This window comes from Streptococcus sp. V919 (assembly GCF_054353475.1).
Genome location: NZ_JBTHHY010000001.1, coordinates 876,582 through 899,186, shown reverse-complemented (window position 1 = coordinate 899,186; position 22,605 = coordinate 876,582). Strand labels below are relative to the sequence as shown.

The following is a 22,605-nucleotide window of genomic DNA, read 5'->3' as shown; positions in this document are numbered from 1 at the left end:
CATGGAAACTGCATTAATTAGTGTCATTGTTCCAGTCTATAATGTGGCGCAATACCTTGAAAAATCAATAGCATCCATTCAGCAACAAACCTATAAAAATCTCGAAATTATTCTTGTTGATGATGGGGCGACAGATGAAAGTGGTCGCTTGTGTGAACAAATTGCTGAGCAAGATGAAAGAGTTTTGGTCTATCACAAAGAAAATGAAGGCTTATCTCAAGCTCGAAATGATGGATTGAAGCAAGCGCGCGGGGACTATGTTATTTTTATAGATTCGGATGATTACATTCATCTTGAAATGATTGCTAGTTTATATCAACAATTAATCAAAGAAGATGCTGACGTTTCCAGCTGTGGGGTCATGAATGTCTATGCCAATAGTGAGAGTCCCCAAACTGAAAACCAGGATGATTATTTTGTATGTGATACTGAAACATTCCTTAGAGAATATTTAATTGGTGAGAAAATACCTGGTACTATTTGTAACAAACTTATCAAGAAAGAGATTGCAACACAGTTAAGTTTTCCAAAGGGCTTGATTTATGAAGATGCCTATTATCATTTTGATCTCATTAAAGTAGCTAAAAAGTATGTTGTAAATACCAAACCATACTATTACTATTTCCACCGAGGAGACAGTATTACTACCAAACCATATGCGAAAAAAGATTTAGCCTACATTGATATTTATCAAAAATTTTATAATGAAGTGGTTAAAGACTATCCAAGCTTAACAGAAGTAGCTTTCTTTAGACTTGCATATGCGCATTTCTTTATTTTAGATAAGATGCTCTTAGATGATAATTTCAAAGAGTTTAAAGACTATCCAAGAATTTATCGTTATTTGAAAAAACATGCCTTTGCTATTTTCAAAAATACCATTTTTAGAAAAGGAAGACGTATTAGTGCTTTAGCATTATTTGTAAATGTAAGATTGTATAGAATATTATTGTTCAAAAATATTGAGCAATCGAAAAAAATTAATTAGAAAAGGAGGGTAGAGATGATTGATGGCAAACGAATGTTGCTAACTGTTACAATTTTTAGTTATATCATAACCATAATAAGCGGTTTTGCTTATTTGTTCACCAGTAATAACGTTGGACTACTGACAACTTTACTTTTACTTTTAATTAGTAGTCTGTTACTTTGCTGGAATAATATCAAATATTATTTGATTCACTTTATATTCTTTATTACAATTTTTATATTTTTGGTTTCTAGACCTACTATTGATTATTTCAGGAATGGAGCACTAGATACCTATCAACCGATTGCTTATCGATTTGCTTTCTTAGTTGTTATCGTATCCATTTTAGGACTGACAGTAGGTGGCTTTATAGCAAGTTATTATCTTACTCGAAACAGCAAAACTGATGTAAGAGTGGAAAAAAAATCAAATGTCAATTATGTAAAAAATTTGCGATTTGTTTCATTGAGTGTATTTTTGCTTACCTATCCTTTTTATTTCCTTAGACTATTTGAGCGCTTGCTATTCCGTTTGCAAACTTCTTATTACAATTATTATGCAAATTTTGAAAGTCAACTGCCCTACTTTACTTATATCTTGTCGACTTTCACAGTTTATGCTATGTGTGTGTACCTAGCGACAAAACCTAAAAAGTCACATGCGACAATGGTATTAGTAGCTTTTATCACAGCTAACTTAATCCACTTAGTGATTGGTACCAGAAATCCCTTCATTCTAAGTTTGATTTTTGCCTTTGTATACTACTTTATGCGTGAACAAACGGAGAAAGGTAAATGGATTGGTTTCAAAGAAAAAATAGCCATTTATCTTGGGACACCGGTTCTCATGCTTGCGATGGGAGCACTAAACTATGTTCGTGATAATGCTCAAGTGTCCCATAGTGGAGTTTTTGATCTATTACTCGATTTCATTTATAAACAAGGAACTAGTTTTGGAGTTTTAGCCAGAGGATTCTTGTACAATAGTAGTCTTCCGTATAGAGACTTCCGTAATTTCACTTTTGGTCCGATTGTCGACTATTTTGCAAGAGGTAGTATTGGAATCATCTTCGGTGCTAAACCATTTGAACATACGACAAATAGTATCGAACTAGCGATTGACAGTAATAGTTACGCCCATAATCTGTCCTATCTCGTTTTAAATAAAGAATACTTAAAAGGGCATGGGATTGGAAGTAGTTACATCATGGAATTGTATACTGATTATGGTATGTTGGGACTATTTCTACTAAGTTTGTTACTTGGTATGCTCTTTATAGCTATGCTACAAGTAGCTTATCGCTCAAGACCAATCCTATTTGCTTTATCTTTGTTAATCTTGAATAATTTATTCTTTATGCCTAGAAGTAGCTTCTCAGAAAGTTTCTTTAATCTTTTTACAATGCAGTTCTGGGGAATTGTACTTCTTATCATTTTCGTAGCAAAAATGCTTACCAAAGAAAATCATCACTTAATTAAAAAAGGGGAAATACATGTTTGAACATTATTCTGTAGCTGATTTGTTTGCAAATCTTTATAAAAAACGTAAAGTGAATTTATTAGCTTTACTAGTCTTATTTGCTCTCATAGCTGTACCATTTACTTTAAAAGCTGTTAAAAATAAAAATACAGTCAAAGATTCTACTAGCTATTCAACTTATATTACTTATAAGATAACTGCTCCATCTGAATCATCAAAAACAATTTTGAATCATCAAGTTGGTGGCTATAGTGACTTCTATGCAAAACTAATTGATGGTAATCTAAACGGTGCTTTTCTTTTCAATGATGTTGATTCTGATAAAATGAAAGAAATCGCAAATGATTTAGATACAACAGAAACAGCATTAAAAAATTCTGCAAGCGACTATTGGACAAAAAAATTAACGATCAATCCATTAATTGATGATGCAGGTGTAACTGTTAAAATTTTAACTCCAAGTAAGGAAGTAAATGATTTCCTTGAAAGCAAATTTGACTCGTTGATTGATAAGTTTAAGTCCACTTTTACAGATGTTAAAATTGAAAAACTTGAAACAGTTAACTCTACAGAATTGACTCCGAATGGAGAAGTTGCGCTTGGATTTAACTTGAAAAACCTTATTTTACGCTTAGTGATTATTGGTATCCTCTGTGTAGTCTTAGTTATTTTAGCAAATATCCTAGTATATCTCTTTAATCCAACTATCAATCGTGCAGGTGATTTTTCTGCTTATCAAGTAGATTTCGTTTCAACTATTACCACTGTTGAAAATCTTTCTGAACTCCTAAGTTATATGTGCCAAGGCCAACCATTAGCAATTGTAAGTTCAGATAATCATATCTTGAATAAATTGAAGTCAGAATACAAGTTGAATCTTGAAGGAGTTCAGTTTGTTAATTTGCAGAATGTCAAAGAACTTTTAGCATTTGAGAATGTACTATTTGTAGAAGGATATGGTGTCACTCGCTATAAGAAATTTGAAGAAAGTTTGCAAGAAGTGAGAAATCTCAATCGTTCTGTTTTAGGTGTTATTGCTTTTGCGCTCTAATATCAATCATCAAGGAAAAATTAAGAATACAGAAAAAGAGGACTGAAGGTTCCTCTTTTTTTCACCGATAATCATCGAGTAAGAAATAGGATTTTAAGCTAAGTAGGCTTTTTAACTAAGTTTATGATATAATAAATCGACGAGGTAAATTGAATGAAAAGTATTAAGTTAAATGCCCTGGCTTATATGGGTATTCGTGTTTTAAATATCATTTTTCCAATTTTGACGGGTACTTATGTCGCGCGTGTTTTAGATCGTACAGATTATGGTTATTTTAACTCTGTCGATACTATTCTATCTTTTTTCTTGCCTTTTGCGACCTATGGAGTCTATAGTTACGGACTTCGTGCTATTAGTAATGTAAAAGACAATAAAAGAGAACTAAATAAAGTCTTTTCAAGCCTTTTTTATTTATGTGTAGTTTGTACGATTTTAACAAGTATTGTCTATCTGTTCTCCTATCCCTTATTCTTTAATAGCAATCCTGTTATCAAAAAAATCTTTTTGGTAATGGGAGTTCAGCTGATTGCTCAAATATTTTCAATCGAATGGGTCAATGAGGCGCTTGAAAATTATAGTTTTTTATTTTATAAAACAGCTTTCATACGTGTTCTCATGCTTGTATCCATCTTTGTGTTTGTAAGAAATGAGCATGATATTGTTGTGTATACACTAATTATGAGTCTATCAACTCTCATTAATTATCTTATTAGTTATTTTTGGATTAAAAAAGATATCAAATTTGTAAAGGTTTCCTTGGGGGAATTTAAGCCTCTCTTTCTTCCTTTAACGGCCATGTTAATCTTTGCAAATGCCAATATGTTATTTACTTTCCTAGATCGTCTATTTCTGGTAAAAACTGGAGTTGATGTAAATGTCAGCTACTATACAATCGCACAACGCATTGTGACTGTCATCGCTGGTGTAGTTACAGGTGCGATTGGAGTCAGTGTCCCTCGCTTGAGCTATTATCTAGGAATCGGGAAAAAAGAAGAATATGTAAATTTGGTGAATCGAGGAAGTCGGATTTTTAACTTCTTCATCATCCCTCTTAGTTTTGGCTTGATGATTTTAGGACCCTATGCAATCCTTTTATATGGTAGTGAAAAATATATTGGTGGTGGAATCTTAACATCCCTCTTTGCATTTCGTACCATTATTCTTGCCCTAGATACGATTTTAGGATCTCAAATTCTTTTTACAAATGGATTTGAAAAAAGAATTACGGTTTATACGATATTTGCTGGTGGATTGAATTTAGTTATGGATAGTCTTCTCTATTTTAATAACATTATTACACCAGAGTATTATCTGATTACGACTATGATATCAGAAAGTTTTTTACTAATTCTTTATGTTATCTTTATTCATAAGACTAATCTCATTAGTTTAGGACATATTTTCAAATATACTCTACGTTATTCTCTTTTCGCATCGACATTTGTTCCTATCTACTTTTTAGTTAATCTTGTTTATCCAGTTAAAATGGTTATCAACCTATCCTTCTTAATCAATATGCTGATTATTATCTTTTTATCGGCAATTAGCTATATTGGTTTACTTGTTTGGACAAAAGATAGTATCTTTTATGAATTTTTAGGACATTTTGTTTCGCTTAAAAGACGTATAAAAAAATCTTAGGAGGATTAGATGAGAAAATTAAGCATTGAAGAAGCTAAGCAGATTGAGCTTGATATTTTAGCCTATATTGACTCTTTTTGTAAGAAGCATAATATTGACTATTTTATTAATTATGGTACCTTGATTGGGGCTATCCGTCACAAAGGTTTTATTCCTTGGGATGATGATATAGACCTCTCTATGACACGAGATAACTACGAACGCTTTATCCAGTTATTTAATCAAGAGCAGTCTAAGTATAAGATTTTAGCATTAGAAACTGATGAAAGATACTATAATAATTTTATTAAGGTTGTAGATACGACAACAAAAATAGAAGATACTCGAAATACGAAAACTTATGAATCTGGAATTTTCATTGATATTTTTCCAATGGATTCTTTCAATGATCCTAAAGTTATCGATGTGTGCTATAAGTTGGAAAGCTTTAAATTATTGTCTTTCAGTAAACATAAGAATATTGTTTATGGAGATAGCAAGTTAAAAGACTTGATTCGTACCTTCTTCTGGTTTATTTTTCGTCCTATTTCTCCCCGTTATTTTGCAAGTCAAATTGAAAAGCAAATTCAAAAGTATAGGGTAAAAGATGGGAAATATATCGCTTTTATTCCTTCCAAGTTTAAGGAAAAAGAAGTCTTTGCTAAAGAAGTTTTTGAAGATTTAATTGAAGTTCCTTTTGAACATCTGATGCTTTCAGCACCGAAACAATACGATACTATTTTGAAGCAGTATTATGGTGATTATATGACTCTCCCACCAAAAGAAAAACAGTTTTATAGTCACGAATTTGAAGCCTATAAATTGGAGGATTAAATGCAGTACTTAGAAAAAAATGAAATTAAAGAAATTCAACTAGGTATTCTGGACTATGTTGATGAAATTTGTAAAAAAAATGACATTCCTTATTTCCTCAGCTATGGAACCATGTTGGGAGCTGTTCGTCATAAGGGAATGATTCCTTGGGATGATGATATCGATATTTCACTGTATAGAAAAGACTATGAGCGTCTATTAAAAGCGATTGAGGAAGATAATCATCCTATTTATCGAGTTCTTTCTTACGATACTTCTTCATGGTATTTCCATAATTTTGCAGCTATTCTTGATACATCAACAGTTATTGAAGATAACGTAAAATATAAGCGTCATGATACGAGTTTGTTTATTGATGTCTTTCCAATCGATCATTTTTCAGATTTGAGCATCGTTGATAAGAGCTATAAATATGTTGCCTTGCGTCAGCTTGCCTATATCAAAAAAGAACGTGCAGTACACGGGGATAGCAAATTAAAAGATTTCCTTCGTTTGTGTATCTGGTATCCTCTTAGACTTGTTAATCCGAGATATTTCTATAAGAAAATAGATCAATTAGTTAAAAATAGTGTGGCAGAAAATCCTGCATATGAAGGAGCCATTGGAGTTGGGAAAGAAAAAATGAAAGAAGTATTTCCAGCAGGGACTTTAAAAGAACTGATTTTAACAGAGTTTGAAGGTCGGATGGTACCTATTCCAAAGAACTATGATGCTTTTCTAACACAAATGTATGGGGATTATATGACTCCTCCATCAAAAGAAATGCAGGAGTGGTATAGCCATAGTATAAAAGCCTATCGAAAATAAATATTTTATAGGCTAGATAGATGTTCTAAAGATGCTCGCTTGATTCATCAAGTGAGCATCTTTAGACTTAATTCCAACGCCATTCTTTTGATAAAATCATTTAAATCTTGTATAATAAATAGAACTGAAAGTATGAGGTTACGAACTATGAAAATGAAACAAATCAGTGATACAACTTTAAAAATCACGATGTCTCTAGAAGATTTGATGGATCGTGGAATGGAAATCGCTGACTTTCTCGTTCCACAAGAAAAAACAGAAGAGTTTTTCTATGCAATCTTGGATGAGCTAGAATGCCCAGACAGTTTTTTAGATACAGGAATGCTTAGCTTCCGAGTGACACCGAAGCCTGACAAGGTTGATGTCTTTGTAACGAAATCTAAGATTGACCAGAACTTGGATTTTGAAGATTTGGCAGATCTTCCAGATATGGATGAGTTGGCGAAAATGTCTCCAGATGAGTTTTTGAAGACTTTGGAGAAAACCATGGCAGAGAAAACTAAAGAGGATATTGAAGCCATTCAATCTTTAGAGCAGGTTGAAAAAGAAGAGGAAGCAGCGATTGATGAAATTGCTGAGGTGGATGAAGGGAAAAGAGAACCTTATATCTACTACATCTTACGATTTGACGACTTAACTAGTTTGGTTTCTTTTGCTAAAACAGTTGATTACCAAATGGAAGCTTCAGAACTCTACAAAATGAATGACCAATACTATCTAACAGTCTTGGTAGATGTAGAGAATCATCCAAGTCTTTATCCAGCATGGTTATTGGCACGGATGCGCGAATTTGCGGATGATAGTGATATTAGTCGCTCAGTACTTCAAGAATATGGACAAGTTATCATCAATCATGATGCTGTTCAAGGACTTCAAAAAGTATAACTATGTTTATAAATGAGGCAGAGAGAATTTCTCTGTCTTTTTCGATTTGAATAATATAGAACAGTCTATTTGAAGTAGGACCATATTCCCAGCTTGATTAAATGATAAAAAAACGATATCATAGAAGGAAGTAAGCGAGGTAAAGTATGGACCAAGGACATTTACAAAAAGAGGTTGAGGAAATCCTAGAAGATGTATTGGCAAAGGCTTGTCTCCATGAGGGAGCTCTCTTTGTTTTGGGCTTATCTTCTAGCGAGGTGATAGGAGGTCGCATCGGGAAAGCCTCCAGCCAAGAAATTGGAGAATTAATTGTTCAAAAAATCTTAGAAATCTTGTCAGCAAGAGGGATCCATCTAGCAGTTCAGGGATGCGAACATGTTAACCGTGCCTTGGTAGTGGAACGAGAGGTCGCAATCAAATACAATCTGGAGATTGTAAGTGTTTTACCGACTCTGCATGCAGGAGGTTCTGGTCAATTGGCAGCCTTTCGTTATATGAAAGACCCAGTTGAGGTTGAATTTATTAAGGCAGATGCAGGGATCGATATTGGTGACACAGCTATAGGGATGCATATCAAGCATGTTCAAGTGCCTATACGTCCAGTCTTGAAATCAATCGGCCATGCACATGTAACTGCCCTTGCTAGTCGTCCGAAATTAATCGGTGGGGCGCGTGCTCAATATCCACAAGACTTTATCAGAAAAATATAGTAAAAAACGAAATCTCTCACCTGCTAAGCAGGTGGGAGTTTTTTGTGTCCCAAAAGATGCCTTATTTTCCAAACAGATTTCAAGTATTTTTAGGGTGATAGGTATATAATAGAGCTATAATACAATATCTATATTCATATGATGAGCGAGAAAGGTGATGAAAATGAAAAAATGGCAAGCAACTATATTGGTCTGCGCTAGTCTACTCTGTCTGTCAGCTTGTAAAAATCAGACGACGAGCGAGGCTGATAAACAAAATGGAGACAAACAAGCGCAAGTCAGCTCTCAAACTGCAAAAAAAGGAGAAGAAGTTCCAGACTTTGAACTCACAGGAGTTGATGGTAAAACTTATCGCCTATCGGATTATAAAGGTAAAAAGGTCTATCTCAAATTTTGGGCATCTTGGTGCTCTATTTGTCTAGCTAGCCTCCCTGATACCGATGAACTTGCAAAAGAAGCAGGCGATGACTATGTTGTCTTGACAGTGGTTTCTCCTGGTCAAAAAGGTGAGCAAGCTGAAGAGTCCTTCAAAAAATGGTATCAAGGATTGGACTATAAAGCTTTACCAGTATTGCTAGACCCTTCGGGACAACTTTTAGCGAGTTACGGAGTTCGTTCTTATCCGACTCAGGCTTTTATCGATAAAGAAGGCAAACTAGTCAAGACCCAGCCAGGTTTTATGGACAAGGAAACTATTTTACAGACGCTAAAAAGCATAGATTAGAGGCTCATCATGAATGATAAATTAAAAATAATCCTGTCGATTGGAATCATTATCTTCCTTATTTTAGGAGTTTTATTTCTTTGGGAAAAAAGAAGCGCTAGCTACACTGATACCTCTCAAATTGAGAAGGCAGCAGTTAGTCAGGGGAAACATGCTAAGAAAAATACTGAGCCAAGAAAAGATGCTGACCTACATGATATTTATCTAGCGGGAGGTTGTTTCTGGGGTGTCGAAGAGTATTTTTCACGAGTGGCAGGTGTGACAGATGCTGTTTCGGGCTATGCTAATGGTAGAGGAGAAACAACCCAGTATGAATTGATTGGCCAAACCGGGCATGCTGAGACTGTTCATGTGACCTATGATGCCAATCAAATCTCTTTAAAAGAAATCTTGCTTCATTATTTCCGGATTATTAATCCAATCAGCAAGAATAAGCAGGGTAATGATGTGGGAACCCAGTATCGGACTGGTGTCTACTATAAGGACGAGCAAGACCTAGAAGTTATCAATCAAGTCTTTGATCAAGTTGCTCAGAAGTACGACCAGCCTCTAGCGGTTGAAAAGGAAGCCTTAAGCAATTTTATCGTGGCTGAAGACTACCACCAAGACTATCTCCAGAAAAATCCTAACGGCTATTGCCATATCAATGTCAATCAAGCAGCCTATCCTGTTATTGATGCGAGTAAATATCCAAAACCAAGTGACGATGAATTGAAAAAACTCCTTTCTCCAGAGGAGTATGCTGTGACTCAAAACGGTCAAACAGAACGTGCCTTTTCTAATCGTTACTGGGATAAATTTGAAGCAGGTATTTATGTGGATGTTGCGACTGGCGAACCCCTCTTTTCTTCGAAAGATAAATTTGAATCGGGTTGTGGTTGGCCAAGTTTTACCCAGCCTATCAGTCCAGATGTTGCGACCTACAAGGAAGACAAGTCTTATAATATGGTCAGAACAGAAGTCAGAAGTCGAACTGGCAATTCTCATCTAGGACATGTCTTTACAGATGGGCCTAAGGACAAGGGAGGTTTACGCTATTGTATCAATAGTCTATCCATTCGCTTTATTCCTAAAGATCAGATGGAAGGAAAGGGTTATGGATATTTGTTGGATTATGTTGAGTAAGTTTTCTCAACCATATAAGTTAAAAAGCCAGATCTCCTGTTTGGGGTCTGGCTTTTATGGTATACTTAGGATATGCATAGAAAAACAGTGATTGATTTTAGGGCTTTGGGCGAGAGATATACCTTTACCCAGCCTATCAAAGAGTTAAAAACCAGAGATTTAACGGAAGTGGCAGACCTGCTGGCACAAGTGGAAAGCTATCAAGAGCAAGGCTATTATGTGGTAGGCTATGTCAGCTATGAGGCCGCACCTGCTTTTGAGGAAACATTAGCAGTACACTCAGGCCCCTTGTTAGGAGAGTATTTGCTTTACTTCACTGTTCATAACAGTGTTGAAACATCTAACATTCCTCTGACTTATGAGGAGGTGAAGTTACCATCAAACTGGCAGGAAGTAACATCTGCTGAGGACTATGAAAAGGCTATTGCGCAAATTCACCATCATTTACGACAAGGGGATACTTATCAGGTTAATTATACGGTTCAACTTAAACAGAATTTAAGTGCTAATCCTTTTGCTATCTACAATCGTATGGTGGTAGAGCAGGAAGCAGGTTACAATGCCTATGTTGAACATGACGACATGGCAGTAATTTCAATGAGTCCAGAACTCTTTTTTGAACAAAATGGTCGTGAATTGACGACTCGTCCTATGAAGGGGACGACTAAACGTGGTCTGACTGATGCTGAAGACTTGAAAGAGGCGGCTTGGTTGGAACAAGATCCCAAAAATCGTTCAGAAAACATGATGATTGTGGACCTCTTGCGCAATGATATGAATCGTCTGTCTGAGGTAGGGAGTGAGCATGTGGAGCGTTTATGCCAAGTGGAACAGTATTCTACAGTTTGGCAGATGACTTCAACTATCAAGAGTCAGTTACGACCAGATGTTGACCTAGTTGAAATCTTTCGTTCGCTCTTTCCATGTGGCTCCATCACAGGAGCTCCCAAGATAGCGACCATGGAAATTATCAAGGACTTGGAGCCCCAACCCAGAGGAGTTTACTGTGGAACTGTTGGCCTCTTACTTCCCAATGGACGACGAATTTTTAATGTGGCTATTCGAACCATTCAACTGCATGGAGGGCAAGCCATCTATGGAGTTGGTGGAGGCATCACTTGGGATAGCACTTGGGAGTCAGAATACCGTGAAGTCCAGCAAAAGGCTGCTGTTCTTTATCGCAAACAGCCTCGTTTTCAGCTAATTACGACAGGGAAAATCAGCCAGAAAAAATTGCTCTTTGAAAAGCAACATCTAGAAAGATTGCAAAAGGCTAGTCGTTATTTTGCCTTTCCATTTGACCAAGAAGTTTTGAGACAAAAGTTAGAGAAGGAGTGCCAGACTTGTGAACTTCATCAAGACTACCGTTTGCGAATCAGTATCAGCAAGTCTGGAGAAATAGAAATTGATCGACAAGTATTGACACCGCTTAGCTCTAGTTTTTATCAGGCCAAGCTTTGTCAGCAAGAAGCTGATTTGGAGCAGGCCTTTACCTATTTTAAGACGACACACCGACCGCATTTGACAATGGGAGAGCAGGAAATCATCTATTACACTGCTGATGGAAAATTGCTTGAAACCTCTATTGGGAATCTGGTCTTAAAAATGGATGGCAAGCTCTATACACCTCCTAGTCAGCTAGGCCTGTTACCAGGGATTTATCGCCAGCATTTACTTGAAAGCGGGCAAGTAGAAGAGAAGGTCTTAACTTTATCAGATTTGAAAGAAGCAGAAGTTATTTATGCCTGTAATGCAGTCAGAGGCTTGTATGAATTGTCAGTAAAGGAGAACTAATTGAAACTCGTATTTTTACACGGTTTGGGACAGTCAGCAGATAGTTGGAAAGAAGTTCAGGATTTGCTGGCAGATTATCCCTCTGAAGCACTGGACTTATTTCCTTCAGGAGTTGGGACCTACCAAGAAGCCAAAGAGCGCATTTATCAGCACTTATCAGAGGAGACAGAACCTTTTGTCCTAGTCGGTTTGTCTTTAGGGGCTGCACTTGCATTAGAATTGTCAAGTTACGATCTGCCAAATCTTCAGGCCTTGGTTTTATCAGGTTGTCCATTGAAATTAGCGGGAAACATCCCTTTTTATATTCAATCTCTGATATTTAAACTACTCCCAAAAAGGATATTTGAGAAGCAGGGAGCAGACAAATCGCTTTTAGTTGGAGTATCTGAAGAATTAAAAACACTTGATTTAAGAGAGATTGCAAAGAATTGTTCATATCCAACTTTGTTAATCTGTGGTAGTCAGGATAAGCCTAATCTAAAGTCTATGAAAGGTCTGCAACAACTGATTCCAAATTCTCAGATTCAGATTATTCTTGATGGACCTCATGTTCTGAATAGGGCCAAACCAAAAGAGTTTGCAGAAATAACTAGAAGTTTTCTTGAATTGCTGAAACAAGTTTGATAAAATAATATTGAGATTGATATTGATATTATAATTTTAGGAGAAAATTATGAACAAACGTCATTTATTAAAACTAGGCCTAGTTTCTTTACCTGTCCTTACTCTGTTTTTACAACCTGTTGTGGCAGATGAAAGTATCCATTTTTCGAGCTGTAAGGAAGCTTGGGAGAATGGATATGCAGATATTCATAAGGGAGAACCAGGTTATTCTGTTACTCTGGATAAGGATCATGATGGAATCGCTTGTGAATCGAAGAATGCGCCTAAGGGAGTTTTAAAAGAGAAAAAGACGAGTACATCTCAAGCTAACAACAATGTAGCACCAAATAGTGCAGCACCTGCTCCTAGTGCAGAAGCTGTAAGTGGTTGGGTTCGTCAAAATGGATCTTGGTACTATTTTTCTGCAAATGGGAAACCAGTAACAAATACTTGGCAGGGTGCATACTACCTCAAATCAGATGGAAGAATGGCTGAGAATGAGTGGGTATACGATAACTATTACCAAGCTTGGTATTACCTCAAATCATATGGTTCCTATGCCCGCAATACATGGCAAGGAAGTTACTATCTCAAATCAGATGGTAAGATGGCTCAGAATGAATGGATTTATGATTCTTACTACAAAGCCTGGTATTACCTCAAATCAGATGGATCTTATGCGCATAATGCGTGGCAAGGTGCATACTACCTCAAGTCAAATGGTAAAATGGCTCAGAGTGAATGGGTTTATAATTCTTCTTACCAATCTTGGTACTATTTAAAATCAGATGGTTCTTATGCTCGTAATGCATGGCAAGGAAACTATTATTTAAAATCAGATGGTAAAATGGCAAAAAATGAGCGAGTTGATGGCGGACGCTACTATGTAGACGCCTCTGGTTTGTGGAAACCATAGAATAGAAAAAATTTGGGAAATCAATGCAAACCTTTGCACTGATTGGCAGATTTTGTTATACTAGTACTGTAAGCATTTTCAATTGAGAATAAGGAGAAAAAGATGAGTCAAAAGATTATTGGGATTGACCTTGGTGGGACATCTATCAAGTTTGCTATTTTAACGCTGGAAGGAGAAATCCAAGAAAAATGGTCTATCAAGACTAACATTTTGGATGAAGGAAGCCATATCGTAGACGATATGATTGAATCGATTCAACACCGTTTGGGCTTACTTGGATTATCTGCTGAAGATTTTCGTGGAATTGGTATGGGTTCACCTGGTGTGGTTGACCGTGAAAAAGGAACTGTTATCGGTGCCTATAACCTCAACTGGAAAACTCTTCAACCAATCAAAGAAAAAATGGAAAAAGCCTTAGGTATTCCATTCTTTATCGACAATGACGCCAACGTAGCCGCTCTTGGTGAACGTTGGATGGGTGCTGGTGAAAACCAACCAGACGTTGTCTTTATGACACTTGGTACAGGTGTTGGTGGCGGTATCGTGGCAGAAGGGAAATTGCTCCACGGTGTTGCTGGTGCTGCAGGTGAACTTGGACATATCACAGTTGACTTTGACCAACCAATCGCATGTACGTGTGGTAAAAAAGGCTGTCTTGAGACAGTAGCTTCAGCTACAGGGATTGTCAACTTGACTCGTCGTTATGCAGATGAGTACGAAGGCGATGCAGAGTTGAAACGCTTGATTGACGACGGTGAAGAAGTAACTGCTAAAACTGTCTTTGATTTGGCAAAAGAAGGGGATGACCTTGCTTTGATCGTTTACCGTAACTTCTCACGTTACTTGGGTATTGCATGTGCCAACATCGGTTCAATCCTAAACCCATCAACAATCGTTATCGGTGGAGGGGTATCAGCTGCAGGAGATTTCCTTCTTCAGGGAGTGCAAAAGGTTTACGACGAAAATACCTTCCCTCAAGTTCGCACAACCACTAAATTGGCTCTTGCAACTTTAGGAAATGACGCTGGAGTTATCGGTGCTGCGTCCCTTGTCTTGCAATAAGAATTAAAAGGAGAAAATCACTTTCTTGAAGCGAGTGATTTTCCTCCTTTCTTTTTTTATGCTATACTAGTTAAGACAATGATTGAGGTGAGAGTAAATGACAAAAGCAGATAAGATTTTTAAAGAAAATATTGAGCAAATTCTCAATGAAGGTGTCTTTTCAGAACAAGCTCGTCCCAAGTATAAGGATGGAACAGTGGCTAACTCTAAGTACATCACAGGTGCTTTTGCAGAGTATGATTTGTCTAAGGGTGAATTTCCAATCACGACTTTGCGTCCCATTGCTATCAAATCAGCTATCAAAGAAGTGCTCTGGATTTATCAAGACCAGACAAATAGCCTAGAAGTTCTCAATGACAAGTACAATGTTCACTACTGGAATGATTGGGAAGTGGGAGACACAGGTACTATTGGGGAGCGTTATGGGGCTGTGGTTAAGAAGCACGACATCATCAATAAAATCCTCAAACAGTTGGAAGCCAATCCTTGGAACCGTCGCAATATCATCTCGCTTTGGGATTATCAGGCCTTTGAGGAGACAGACGGCCTCCTTCCATGTGCCTTTCAGACCATGTTTGATGTCCGTCGAGTAGATGGGGACATCTATCTAGATGCGACCTTGACCCAGCGTTCTAATGATATGCTGGTAGCTCACCACATCAATGCCATGCAGTATGTGGCGCTTCAAATGATGATTGCTAAACACTTTGGATGGAAAGTAGGGAAATTTTTCTACTTCATCAATAACCTTCACATCTATGACAATCAATTTGAACAAGCGGAGGAACTGCTTCGTCGTGAACCTTCAAACTGCCAACCACGTTTGGTCTTGAATGTACCAGATAAGACCAACTTCTTTGATATTAAAGCAGAAGATTTTGAGTTAGTTGACTATGATCCAGTGAAACCGCAGTTGAAGTTTGACCTGGCTATTTAAGAACAAAAAAAGAAGTTGGATTTCCCAACTTCTTTTTTTGTTTATTAACGTGATACGCGACGGCGAGCTGCTTTTTTACGGTTTTCTTCGATGAAAGCTGCTTTTTGTTCTTCTGGTTCAATCACTTTCTTTTTGAATGCGTATACTGCACCTGCAACAGCAGCAACAGTTCCTGCAACACCTGTTACGAGACCTTTAGCAAATCCTTTAGCCATGAGTCTTCCTCCTTTTATTTATAAATCAGACGGAAATAGCTCAAGAGATAGCATTTTTCTGCCTGTCCATTTTGTGATATAATAATAGTAACGAAAAAATGGGAATTTTTCAAGGAAAAACGATGAAAACAAAAATAATTGTGATTGTTGGTCCAACAGCTGTTGGAAAGACTGCACTTGCCATTGAAGTTGCTCAGCGATTTAATGGAGAAATAGTTAGTGGAGATAGCCAACAAGTCTACCGAGGCCTAGATATTGGGACTGCCAAGGCTAGTCCAGAGGAGCAGGCAACTGTCCCTCATCATTTAATCGATGTGAGAGATGTAACCGAGTCTTACTCGGCTTTTGATTTTGTTTCAGAAGCTAAGGTAGCCATTGAGGACATTCAAAGTCGTGATAAGCTTGCTATTATTGCAGGTGGGACAGGACTTTATATCCAAAGCCTGCTAGAAGGATATCATTTAGGTGGAGAGACACCACATGAGGACATTTTAGCCTATCGCGCTAGTCTAGAGCCTTTTTCGGATGAGGAGTTAGCCCATTTGGTGGATCAAGCAGGCCTTGAAATTCCCCAGTTTAATCGTCGTCGTGCTATGCGTGCCTTGGAAATTGCCCATTTTGGACAAGATTTGGAAAATCAAGAAAGTTTATATGAGCCTCTGATTATTTGCTTGGATGATGAGCGCAGTCAACTCTATGAGCGGATTAACCACCGAGTGGATTTGATGTTCGAAGCTGGACTTTTGGACGAAGCAAAGTGGCTCTTTGATCATTTTCCAAATGTGCAAGCTGCTAAAGGCATTGGCTACAAGGAACTCTTTCCCTATTTTCGAGGAGAGCAAAGTTTGGAGGAGGCTAGCGATAGTCTCAAGCAAGCGACACGCCGTTTTGCCAAGCGTCAGCTAACCTGGTTCCGTAATCGCATGCAGGTGACCTTTTATCAGATAGGAGAATCCGGTGTAAAAGAGCGAATTTTAAGCCAGATTGAGGAGTTTTTAAATGATTGAAACGGAGAAAAAAGAGGAGCGAGTCCTGCTGATTGGTGTTGAACTTCAGGGCATGGATAATTTTGACCTCTCCATGGAAGAGCTGGCGAGTCTGGCTAAGACGGCTGGTGCAGTTGTAGTCGATAGCTACAGACAAAAACGAGAAAAATACGACTCCAAGACCTTTGTAGGTTCTGGTAAGTTGGAAGAAATTGCTCAAATGGTGGATGCAGAAGAAATCACGACTGTCATCGTCAACAACCGTCTGACACCTCGACAAAATGTCAATTTAGAGGAAGTTTTGGGTGTTAAGGTAATTGACCGTATGCAGTTGATTTTGGATATCTTTGCCATGAGAGCTCGAAGCCATGAAGGGAAGCTCCAAGTTCATCTTGCCCAACTCAAGTATCTCCTGCCTCGTCTAGTTGGTCAAGGGATCATGCTTAGCCGTCAGGCAGGGGGCATTGGTTCTCGTGGTCCAGGTGAGAGTCAGCTGGAGCTTAATCGTCGTAGTGTTCGCAACCAAATCACAGATATCGAGCGTCAGCTTAAAGTGGTTGAGAAAAATCGAGCGACAGTTCGAGAAAAACGTTTGGAGTCAAGCACCTTTAAGATTGGTTTGATTGGCTACACCAATGCTGGGAAATCAACTATCATGAACACCTTGACCAGTAAGACCCAGTATGAGGCGGATGAGCTCTTTGCGACTCTGGATGCGACAACTAAGAGCATTCATCTGGAGGGCAATCTTCAGGTTACCTTGACTGACACCGTTGGGTTTATTCAAGATTTGCCGACAGAGTTGGTGTCTAGTTTCAAGTCGACCTTGGAAGAAAGCAAGCATGTAGATCTTCTGGTTCATGTTATTGATGCCAGCAATCCTTACCATGAGGAACATGAAAAAACAGTCCTGTCTATCATGAAAGATTTGGATATGGAGGATATTCCTCGTTTGACCCTTTATAATAAAGCGGATTTGGTGGAGGATTTCACGCCGACTCAAACGCCTTATGCATTGATTTCTGCTAAGTCTAAAGATAGTCGCGAACAGCTGCAGGCTATACTGCTAGATAAGATCAAGGAAATTTTTGAACCCTTTACTCTGCGCGTGCCTTTTTCTAAATCCTATAAGATTCACGATTTAGAGAGTGTTGCTATCCTAGAAGAAAGGGATTATCAAGATGACGGCGAAGTCATCAGAGGCTACATTTCTGAGAAAAATAAATGGAGATTAGAAGAATTTTATGACTGATATCAAAACATTAGCACTCAAGTATGGTGGCTATACAAGTCTAGACAAGGTCTATTTGGACCAGCTACTAGCTGGTAGGTCTGAAGAGGAGCAGCTAGCTCTCATCACCCCTCCCCCCAGTGTAGTGAATGCCTACTTTGCAGAACTTTATCAGAAAAAGAGCCCTCAAGCTGCGACAGATTATTTTGCGGAAGTAAGTCAGGAGCTGAATCTATACAATGTTGAGCCAAGTTTCACGGAAGAAAGCAAACCCTTTATCCGCCTCAATCTCTCAGGGAAGTCTTTTGGTTTCTGCTATGAGAGAGAAGGACTAGGTCGGATTTTCTCAGAAGCTGAGGAGCTAATTACAGATGAATTACTCTTTGAGATTGCGCAAATCTTCCCTCATCAACTAGTCTTTGAGGAGTCTGGAAAGATTTACATGAAGCCAATCGAAGAAGAGGAAGTTGTTAACGTGGAAAATCTCACAGCCTTGACAGATTTGGAAAGTTTGGCAGATGGTCGCAAGCGTCTCAAAGGTTATAGTCAAGAAGATTTATTACAAGAAGCTAAAGCCTATACTGGTAAGCTTTATTATCGCTCAGAAAACCGCACCGCTATGTTATATTTTGATTAATTAGAAAGTATCGAATGGATATTCAATTTTTAGGAACGGGGGCTGGTCAGCCCTCTAAAGCCCGCAACGTTTCAAGCCTTGCCCTGAAACTCTTGGACGAGATTAATGAAGTTTGGCTCTTTGACTGTGGAGAAGGAACGCAAAATCGCATTCTGGAAACCACGATTCGACCACGAAAAATCAGCAAAATTTTTATCACCCACTTGCACGGAGACCATATCTTTGGCTTGCCAGGTTTCCTCTCCAGTCGTGCTTTTCAAGCCAATGAAGAGCAGACAGATTTGGAAATCTATGGACCTCAAGGTATCAAGTCTTTTGTTTTGACTAGTCTACGTGTGTCTGGATCACGTTTGCCCTACAAGATTCATTTCCATGAATTTGACCAAGATTCTCTTGGGAAAATCCTTGAAACGGATAAGTTTACCGTTTATGCAGAAGAGTTGGACCACACTGTTTTCTGCGTTGGTTATCGTATCATGCAAAAGGATCTAGAAGGGACCTTGGACGCTGAGAAACTCAAGGCTGCTGGTGTTCCATTCGGCCCTCTTTTTGGAAAAATTAAAAACGGTCAGGATGTCGTCTTAGAAGACGGCACCGAGATCAAGGCAGCAGATTATATTTCAGCACCGCGACCTGGTAAGATTATTACAATTTTAGGGGATACTCGAAAAACAGATGCTAGTGTGCGTCTTGGTGTCAATGCAGATGTTCTTGTCCATGAGTCCACTTATGGTAAAGGTGATGAGAAAATTGCCCGCAATCATGGCCACTCAACCAATATGCAGGCTGCGCAGGTTGCAACAGAAGCGGGAGCCAAACGACTCTTGCTCAACCATATCAGCGCCCGTTTTCTTTCAAAAGACATTAGCCAGCTTAAGAAAGATGCTGCAACGATTTTTGAAAATGTCCATGTAGTTAAAGATTTGGAAGAAGTGGAAATCTAGAAGATTGAGAAAGGATAAGGATGCGTACTGTTCTCATTACGGGAGCTAGAGGAGGTCTAGCCCAAGAAATGGTCAAACTCTTGCCAGATGACCAACTCATCTTACTCGGCAGAGATAAGGAAAAACTAGCTCAACTATACGGAAATCATCCTCAGGCAGAATTGGTCGAGATGGACATTACCGATGCTCAAGCCCTAGAAGACCTAGTAGCTGAACTTTACCAGCGCTATGGAAAGATTGATGTTTTGATTAATAACGCAGGATATGGGATTTTTGAGGATTTCGATAAGATTTCTAATCAAGATATTCGTCAGATGTTTGAGGTTAATACCTTTGCTCTCATGAATCTGTCTCGTTTGGTTGGAACTCTTATGAAGGAGACTCGAAAAGGACATATCATCAATATCGTCAGCATGGCAGGATTGATAGCGACTAGCAAGTCCAGTCTCTACTCAGCGACCAAATTTGCGGCCATTGGTTTTTCAAATGCTTTACGTCTCGAACTCATGCCCTATGGTGTCTATGTGACGACTGTTAATCCAGGACCTATCCGTACAGGGTTTTTCGACCAGGCTGACCCAGACGGCAGTTATCTAAAATCAGTTGACCGTTTCCTACTCGAACCAGATGATGTAACGAAAAAGATTATCAAGACCATAGGAAAAAACAAACGGGAACTCAATCTCCCAGTATTGCTCCATTTAGCTCATAAATTTTATACTCTCTTTCCCAAGTTAGCGGATAAGTTGGCAGGAGAGACCTTTAATTATAAGTGATAAAGCTGTTCCTTTTAGGAAGGGCTTTTTGCTTTAATTAGGAGGTGTTCATCGAAAATAATCCCTGAACATACTGGTAGTTTTCCCCTATTTGATAGTTTTGGAGTATAATTGAGATAAGAAAGGTCATTAGATAAATGAAGTCCCAAACCAGCTAGCTTACCCTAGATAATGCCCTATGTATAGTCGGAGGTCGACAATGGAATTATTGACAATTGACCAAATCATTTCCCTTACCCAAGAAGAAACACAAGAACTGGACCCTGAGATAAGAGAAGGGATTGTCCTGAATAAAACAGATTTGCCAGTGTCTGAAATGGATCGTTTGAAAAGCCAACTTCAAATCCAAGATTTGGATCCGATTTTTAGGAAGTATATTCTGGCCTATAACTGGGGGCAGATAGGTTTTTTAAGTTACCAATTTGGATATGGGGACGGCACTAGTCTTACTTGGCTGATCATTCGCAATTTGGAATACTATGATTACTCAACTCTACAAGAAAGTAGCTTGATCATCATTGCAAATGGAGATCCCTACACTATTTTGCTGGATTGTCAATCTGGGGCGGTCTATGCTGTTGATGCAGAGATGACATATGATGAAAAAATATGGCTGGCACCAGATTTTCTAGCATTTGTTAGAGCCATGGGAACGGCTCAATCTGCAGTTTGGAAGGGTTGTGAAAGTGACTTCATCCACTTGATGACTAGAAAATGCCATGCGTCCAGTTTGATATTCTGGCAGAGTCTGGTCGGATTTTATGATTGAAAATAGAAGGAGCAGGTCATGGAATTTATAATAGCTGAGGAAGGAATTCCTCAAAATATCGGATGTCAGGGAGCCTTGATTGCCTATTATGGCAGTGAGATAGAATTTCATTATGAAACCGTGCCACCCCACGGGGATGAGATTTTTTCTGCCAAGTTGCCTTTGTTAGAACTTGAACTGCCCTTTTGGATCTATGGGAGAAATCTCATATTTTTAGACGCTTACTATCTTTTAGCTGAAACTGTTAAGAAAGGAACGTGGGATCCGATAACCAGTATACTCATCAACATTCATATGGGGAAATACGCCAGCCTAGACCACTGGTACAATAATATATCTATTAAGCAAGACGGTCTTGAATTGAAAAATGATTATGATGGACAAGCACTGACTTTGAAAACTGTTGACAATCTTCATTGGCTTGCCCTAGATGATGTATCAGAAGAAAGGAACTAAAGATGGCAAAGAAAAGAGTTACATTACCAAAAGAGTTTAAGGATTTAATGGATGAAGGAAATATTGAAGCCCTTAAAGCAGTCTATAATCGTTGTGAATTAACCGCACATGATGGAAGATTTAGCTTATGTACACCACTTCATATGGGAGGAGTCCCGGATGAATTGGTTATCTGGCTGGTGGAAAAGGGCTTGGATATCAATATCCCTGATTATTATGGAGCGACTCCCTTGTACCGTCAAGCAATCTTGGGGAGAGATACAGTAAAACTCTTGCTTGAATTGGGGGCAGACATTGGAAAACCTAATACCTATGGTGAGACCCCCCTACATGTAGCAGCTGAGTTTTTCCATCCTAAGACTGTCAAACTTTTGATTGATAAGGGAGCAGATGTCAATGCTAAAAATGATATGGGAAGAACCCCACTAGCTTCAGTCTTGATGGTTTGTCGGGGGATTTATATTGCTCAAACAGCTGAAATCGCCACAATGCTACTGGATGCTGGTGCTAAGAAAACGCCAGCTATGAAAGAAAAGGTCGAAAATATCGGGAAGGATTTTGAGTTTCATAGAGAAGGAATCAATCCCGACTATCTAGAAGCCGCAGATCAGGGTCTAGAAAAACTTTATGCTTTGTTTGATGTTAAGCCAGTCGCCAAACGAATAACCCATGATGGCAGTGCACCAATCTTGGTCAAAGAAGGAATTTGGGAGGAGCAATATGAGGAACTTTGGTCCTTCTTGATTCCTTCAAGTGGAGCAGCAAAAACTGTTCAGGGGGAAGTTATCCGTATACCAGGCAGAGTTCGAGATGAACTAGATCGCAATGGTGGGGTCAACTGGGACAGGGACTATAGAAAGATGCTTCAGGCTCTCCCTCAATACTTGTCTCTAGGAAGCTCTCTTTCAGAACAAGAATTAGCAGAGACTAAAGAGCTTATTGCTCAAGTTCATGGGAAAGATTTTGATGACGAGCCTCGCCTAGACCGCCTGTGTCAGCTAGCTATTGCTTGGATTAAGCAAAATCCTGAGCCCATTTCCCTAGAAAAAACAAGTTATAATCGTTAAAAAGCAT

24 protein-coding genes are annotated in these 22,605 nt (G+C 38.5%); 23 read left to right on the top strand and 1 reads right to left on the bottom strand.

Going from position 1 to position 22,605, the window contains the following annotated elements; all coding sequences use genetic code 11:
- Position 1 precedes the first annotated feature (1 nt).
- The 15 genes from ACXYSK_RS04685 (at position 2) to ACXYSK_RS04615 (ending at position 15,517) form a co-directional block, all read left to right on the top strand.
- Positions 2–988: a glycosyltransferase family 2 protein gene (locus tag ACXYSK_RS04685; RefSeq protein WP_458625220.1), complete on the top strand. Its 987-nt coding sequence runs from the start codon at positions 2–4 to the stop codon at positions 986–988.
- 15 nt (positions 989–1,003) lie between these two features.
- A complete protein-coding gene (locus ACXYSK_RS04680; RefSeq protein ID WP_458625219.1) occupies positions 1,004–2,470 on the top strand; it encodes an O-antigen polysaccharide polymerase Wzy family protein in 1,467 nt (488 codons plus the stop codon).
- Positions 2,463–3,500 (top strand): teichoic acid biosynthesis protein TarQ, encoded by a 1,038-nt coding sequence (gene tarQ / locus ACXYSK_RS04675; protein WP_458625218.1) that lies wholly within the window; start codon positions 2,463–2,465, stop codon positions 3,498–3,500. Before ACXYSK_RS04680 ends, tarQ begins: the two co-directional genes overlap by 8 nt.
- 153 nt (positions 3,501–3,653) lie before the next feature.
- On the top strand, positions 3,654–5,141 hold the full coding sequence (locus ACXYSK_RS04670; protein WP_458625217.1) for an oligosaccharide flippase family protein: 1,488 nt from the start codon (positions 3,654–3,656) through the stop codon (positions 5,139–5,141).
- 9 nt (positions 5,142–5,150) lie between these two features.
- The gene (locus ACXYSK_RS04665; RefSeq protein WP_458625216.1) at positions 5,151–5,954 is read left to right on the top strand and encodes a LicD family protein; all 804 of its coding nucleotides are present in this window, start codon (positions 5,151–5,153) and stop codon (positions 5,952–5,954) included.
- On the top strand, positions 5,955–6,761 hold the full coding sequence (locus ACXYSK_RS04660) for a LicD family protein (RefSeq protein WP_458625215.1): 807 nt from the start codon (positions 5,955–5,957) through the stop codon (positions 6,759–6,761). It begins immediately after the preceding gene.
- Between the two features lie 147 nt (positions 6,762–6,908).
- Positions 6,909–7,646 (top strand): adaptor protein MecA, encoded by a 738-nt coding sequence (gene mecA / locus ACXYSK_RS04655; protein WP_458625214.1) that lies wholly within the window; start codon positions 6,909–6,911, stop codon positions 7,644–7,646.
- 146 nt (positions 7,647–7,792) lie between these two features.
- Positions 7,793–8,356 carry a TIGR01440 family protein gene (locus tag ACXYSK_RS04650; RefSeq protein WP_458625213.1) on the top strand — a complete coding sequence of 188 codons (564 nt, stop codon included), beginning with the start codon at positions 7,793–7,795 and terminating at the stop codon, positions 8,354–8,356.
- 163 nt (positions 8,357–8,519) lie between these two features.
- Positions 8,520–9,080 carry a TlpA family protein disulfide reductase gene (locus ACXYSK_RS04645; protein WP_458625212.1) on the top strand — a complete coding sequence of 187 codons (561 nt, stop codon included), beginning with the start codon at positions 8,520–8,522 and terminating at the stop codon, positions 9,078–9,080.
- 9 nt (positions 9,081–9,089) lie between these two features.
- Positions 9,090–10,205 carry a peptide-methionine (R)-S-oxide reductase MsrB gene (msrB, locus tag ACXYSK_RS04640; protein WP_458625211.1) on the top strand — a complete coding sequence of 372 codons (1,116 nt, stop codon included), beginning with the start codon at positions 9,090–9,092 and terminating at the stop codon, positions 10,203–10,205.
- A 72-nt stretch (positions 10,206–10,277) separates the two neighbouring features.
- The gene (gene pabB / locus ACXYSK_RS04635; protein ID WP_458625210.1) at positions 10,278–11,999 is read left to right on the top strand and encodes an aminodeoxychorismate synthase component I; all 1,722 of its coding nucleotides are present in this window, start codon (positions 10,278–10,280) and stop codon (positions 11,997–11,999) included.
- The gene (locus tag ACXYSK_RS04630; RefSeq protein ID WP_458625209.1) at positions 12,000–12,623 is read left to right on the top strand and encodes an alpha/beta fold hydrolase; all 624 of its coding nucleotides are present in this window, start codon (positions 12,000–12,002) and stop codon (positions 12,621–12,623) included.
- Between the two features lie 49 nt (positions 12,624–12,672).
- Positions 12,673–13,518 (top strand): excalibur calcium-binding domain-containing protein, encoded by an 846-nt coding sequence (locus ACXYSK_RS04625; RefSeq protein WP_458625208.1) that lies wholly within the window; start codon positions 12,673–12,675, stop codon positions 13,516–13,518.
- A 102-nt stretch (positions 13,519–13,620) separates the two neighbouring features.
- Positions 13,621–14,580, top strand: a complete 960-nt coding sequence (locus tag ACXYSK_RS04620; protein ID WP_414274892.1) for an ROK family glucokinase — start codon at positions 13,621–13,623, stop codon at positions 14,578–14,580.
- 97 nt (positions 14,581–14,677) lie between these two features.
- On the top strand, positions 14,678–15,517 hold the full coding sequence (locus ACXYSK_RS04615) for a thymidylate synthase (protein ID WP_458625207.1): 840 nt from the start codon (positions 14,678–14,680) through the stop codon (positions 15,515–15,517).
- Between the two features lie 44 nt (positions 15,518–15,561).
- Here ACXYSK_RS04615 and ACXYSK_RS04610 read toward each other — a convergent pair whose 3' ends face one another.
- Positions 15,562–15,732, bottom strand: a complete 171-nt coding sequence (locus ACXYSK_RS04610; protein ID WP_001051780.1) for a DUF3042 family protein — start codon at positions 15,730–15,732, stop codon at positions 15,562–15,564.
- 122 nt (positions 15,733–15,854) lie between these two features.
- On the opposite strand from ACXYSK_RS04610, the gene miaA reads away from it, so the two are divergent.
- From miaA to ACXYSK_RS04570, 8 genes are all read left to right on the top strand, one after another.
- Entirely contained in the window at positions 15,855–16,739 is an 885-nt protein-coding gene (miaA, locus tag ACXYSK_RS04605) for a tRNA (adenosine(37)-N6)-dimethylallyltransferase MiaA (RefSeq protein WP_458625206.1), read from the top strand.
- The gene (gene hflX / locus ACXYSK_RS04600) at positions 16,732–17,970 is read left to right on the top strand and encodes a GTPase HflX (RefSeq protein WP_458625205.1); all 1,239 of its coding nucleotides are present in this window, start codon (positions 16,732–16,734) and stop codon (positions 17,968–17,970) included. The genes miaA and hflX overlap by 8 nt, the downstream gene beginning before the upstream one ends.
- A complete protein-coding gene (locus tag ACXYSK_RS04595; RefSeq protein WP_235083930.1) occupies positions 17,963–18,586 on the top strand; it encodes a cystathionine beta-lyase in 624 nt (207 codons plus the stop codon). Before hflX ends, ACXYSK_RS04595 begins: the two co-directional genes overlap by 8 nt.
- Positions 18,587–18,600: 14 nt before the next feature.
- Positions 18,601–19,530 (top strand): ribonuclease Z, encoded by a 930-nt coding sequence (rnz, locus tag ACXYSK_RS04590; RefSeq protein ID WP_235083931.1) that lies wholly within the window; start codon positions 18,601–18,603, stop codon positions 19,528–19,530.
- A gap of 20 nt (positions 19,531–19,550) precedes the next feature.
- Positions 19,551–20,306, top strand: coding sequence for an SDR family NAD(P)-dependent oxidoreductase (locus tag ACXYSK_RS04585; protein ID WP_458625204.1), 756 nt, complete (start codon positions 19,551–19,553; stop codon positions 20,304–20,306).
- A gap of 199 nt (positions 20,307–20,505) precedes the next feature.
- Positions 20,506–21,075: an SMI1/KNR4 family protein gene (locus ACXYSK_RS04580; protein WP_458625203.1), complete on the top strand. Its 570-nt coding sequence runs from the start codon at positions 20,506–20,508 to the stop codon at positions 21,073–21,075.
- A gap of 18 nt (positions 21,076–21,093) precedes the next feature.
- Positions 21,094–21,531, top strand: a complete 438-nt coding sequence (locus tag ACXYSK_RS04575; protein ID WP_458625202.1) for a hypothetical protein — start codon at positions 21,094–21,096, stop codon at positions 21,529–21,531.
- 2 nt (positions 21,532–21,533) lie between these two features.
- Positions 21,534–22,598, top strand: coding sequence for an ankyrin repeat domain-containing protein (locus ACXYSK_RS04570; RefSeq protein WP_458625201.1), 1,065 nt, complete (start codon positions 21,534–21,536; stop codon positions 22,596–22,598).
- Positions 22,599–22,605 lie beyond the last annotated feature (7 nt).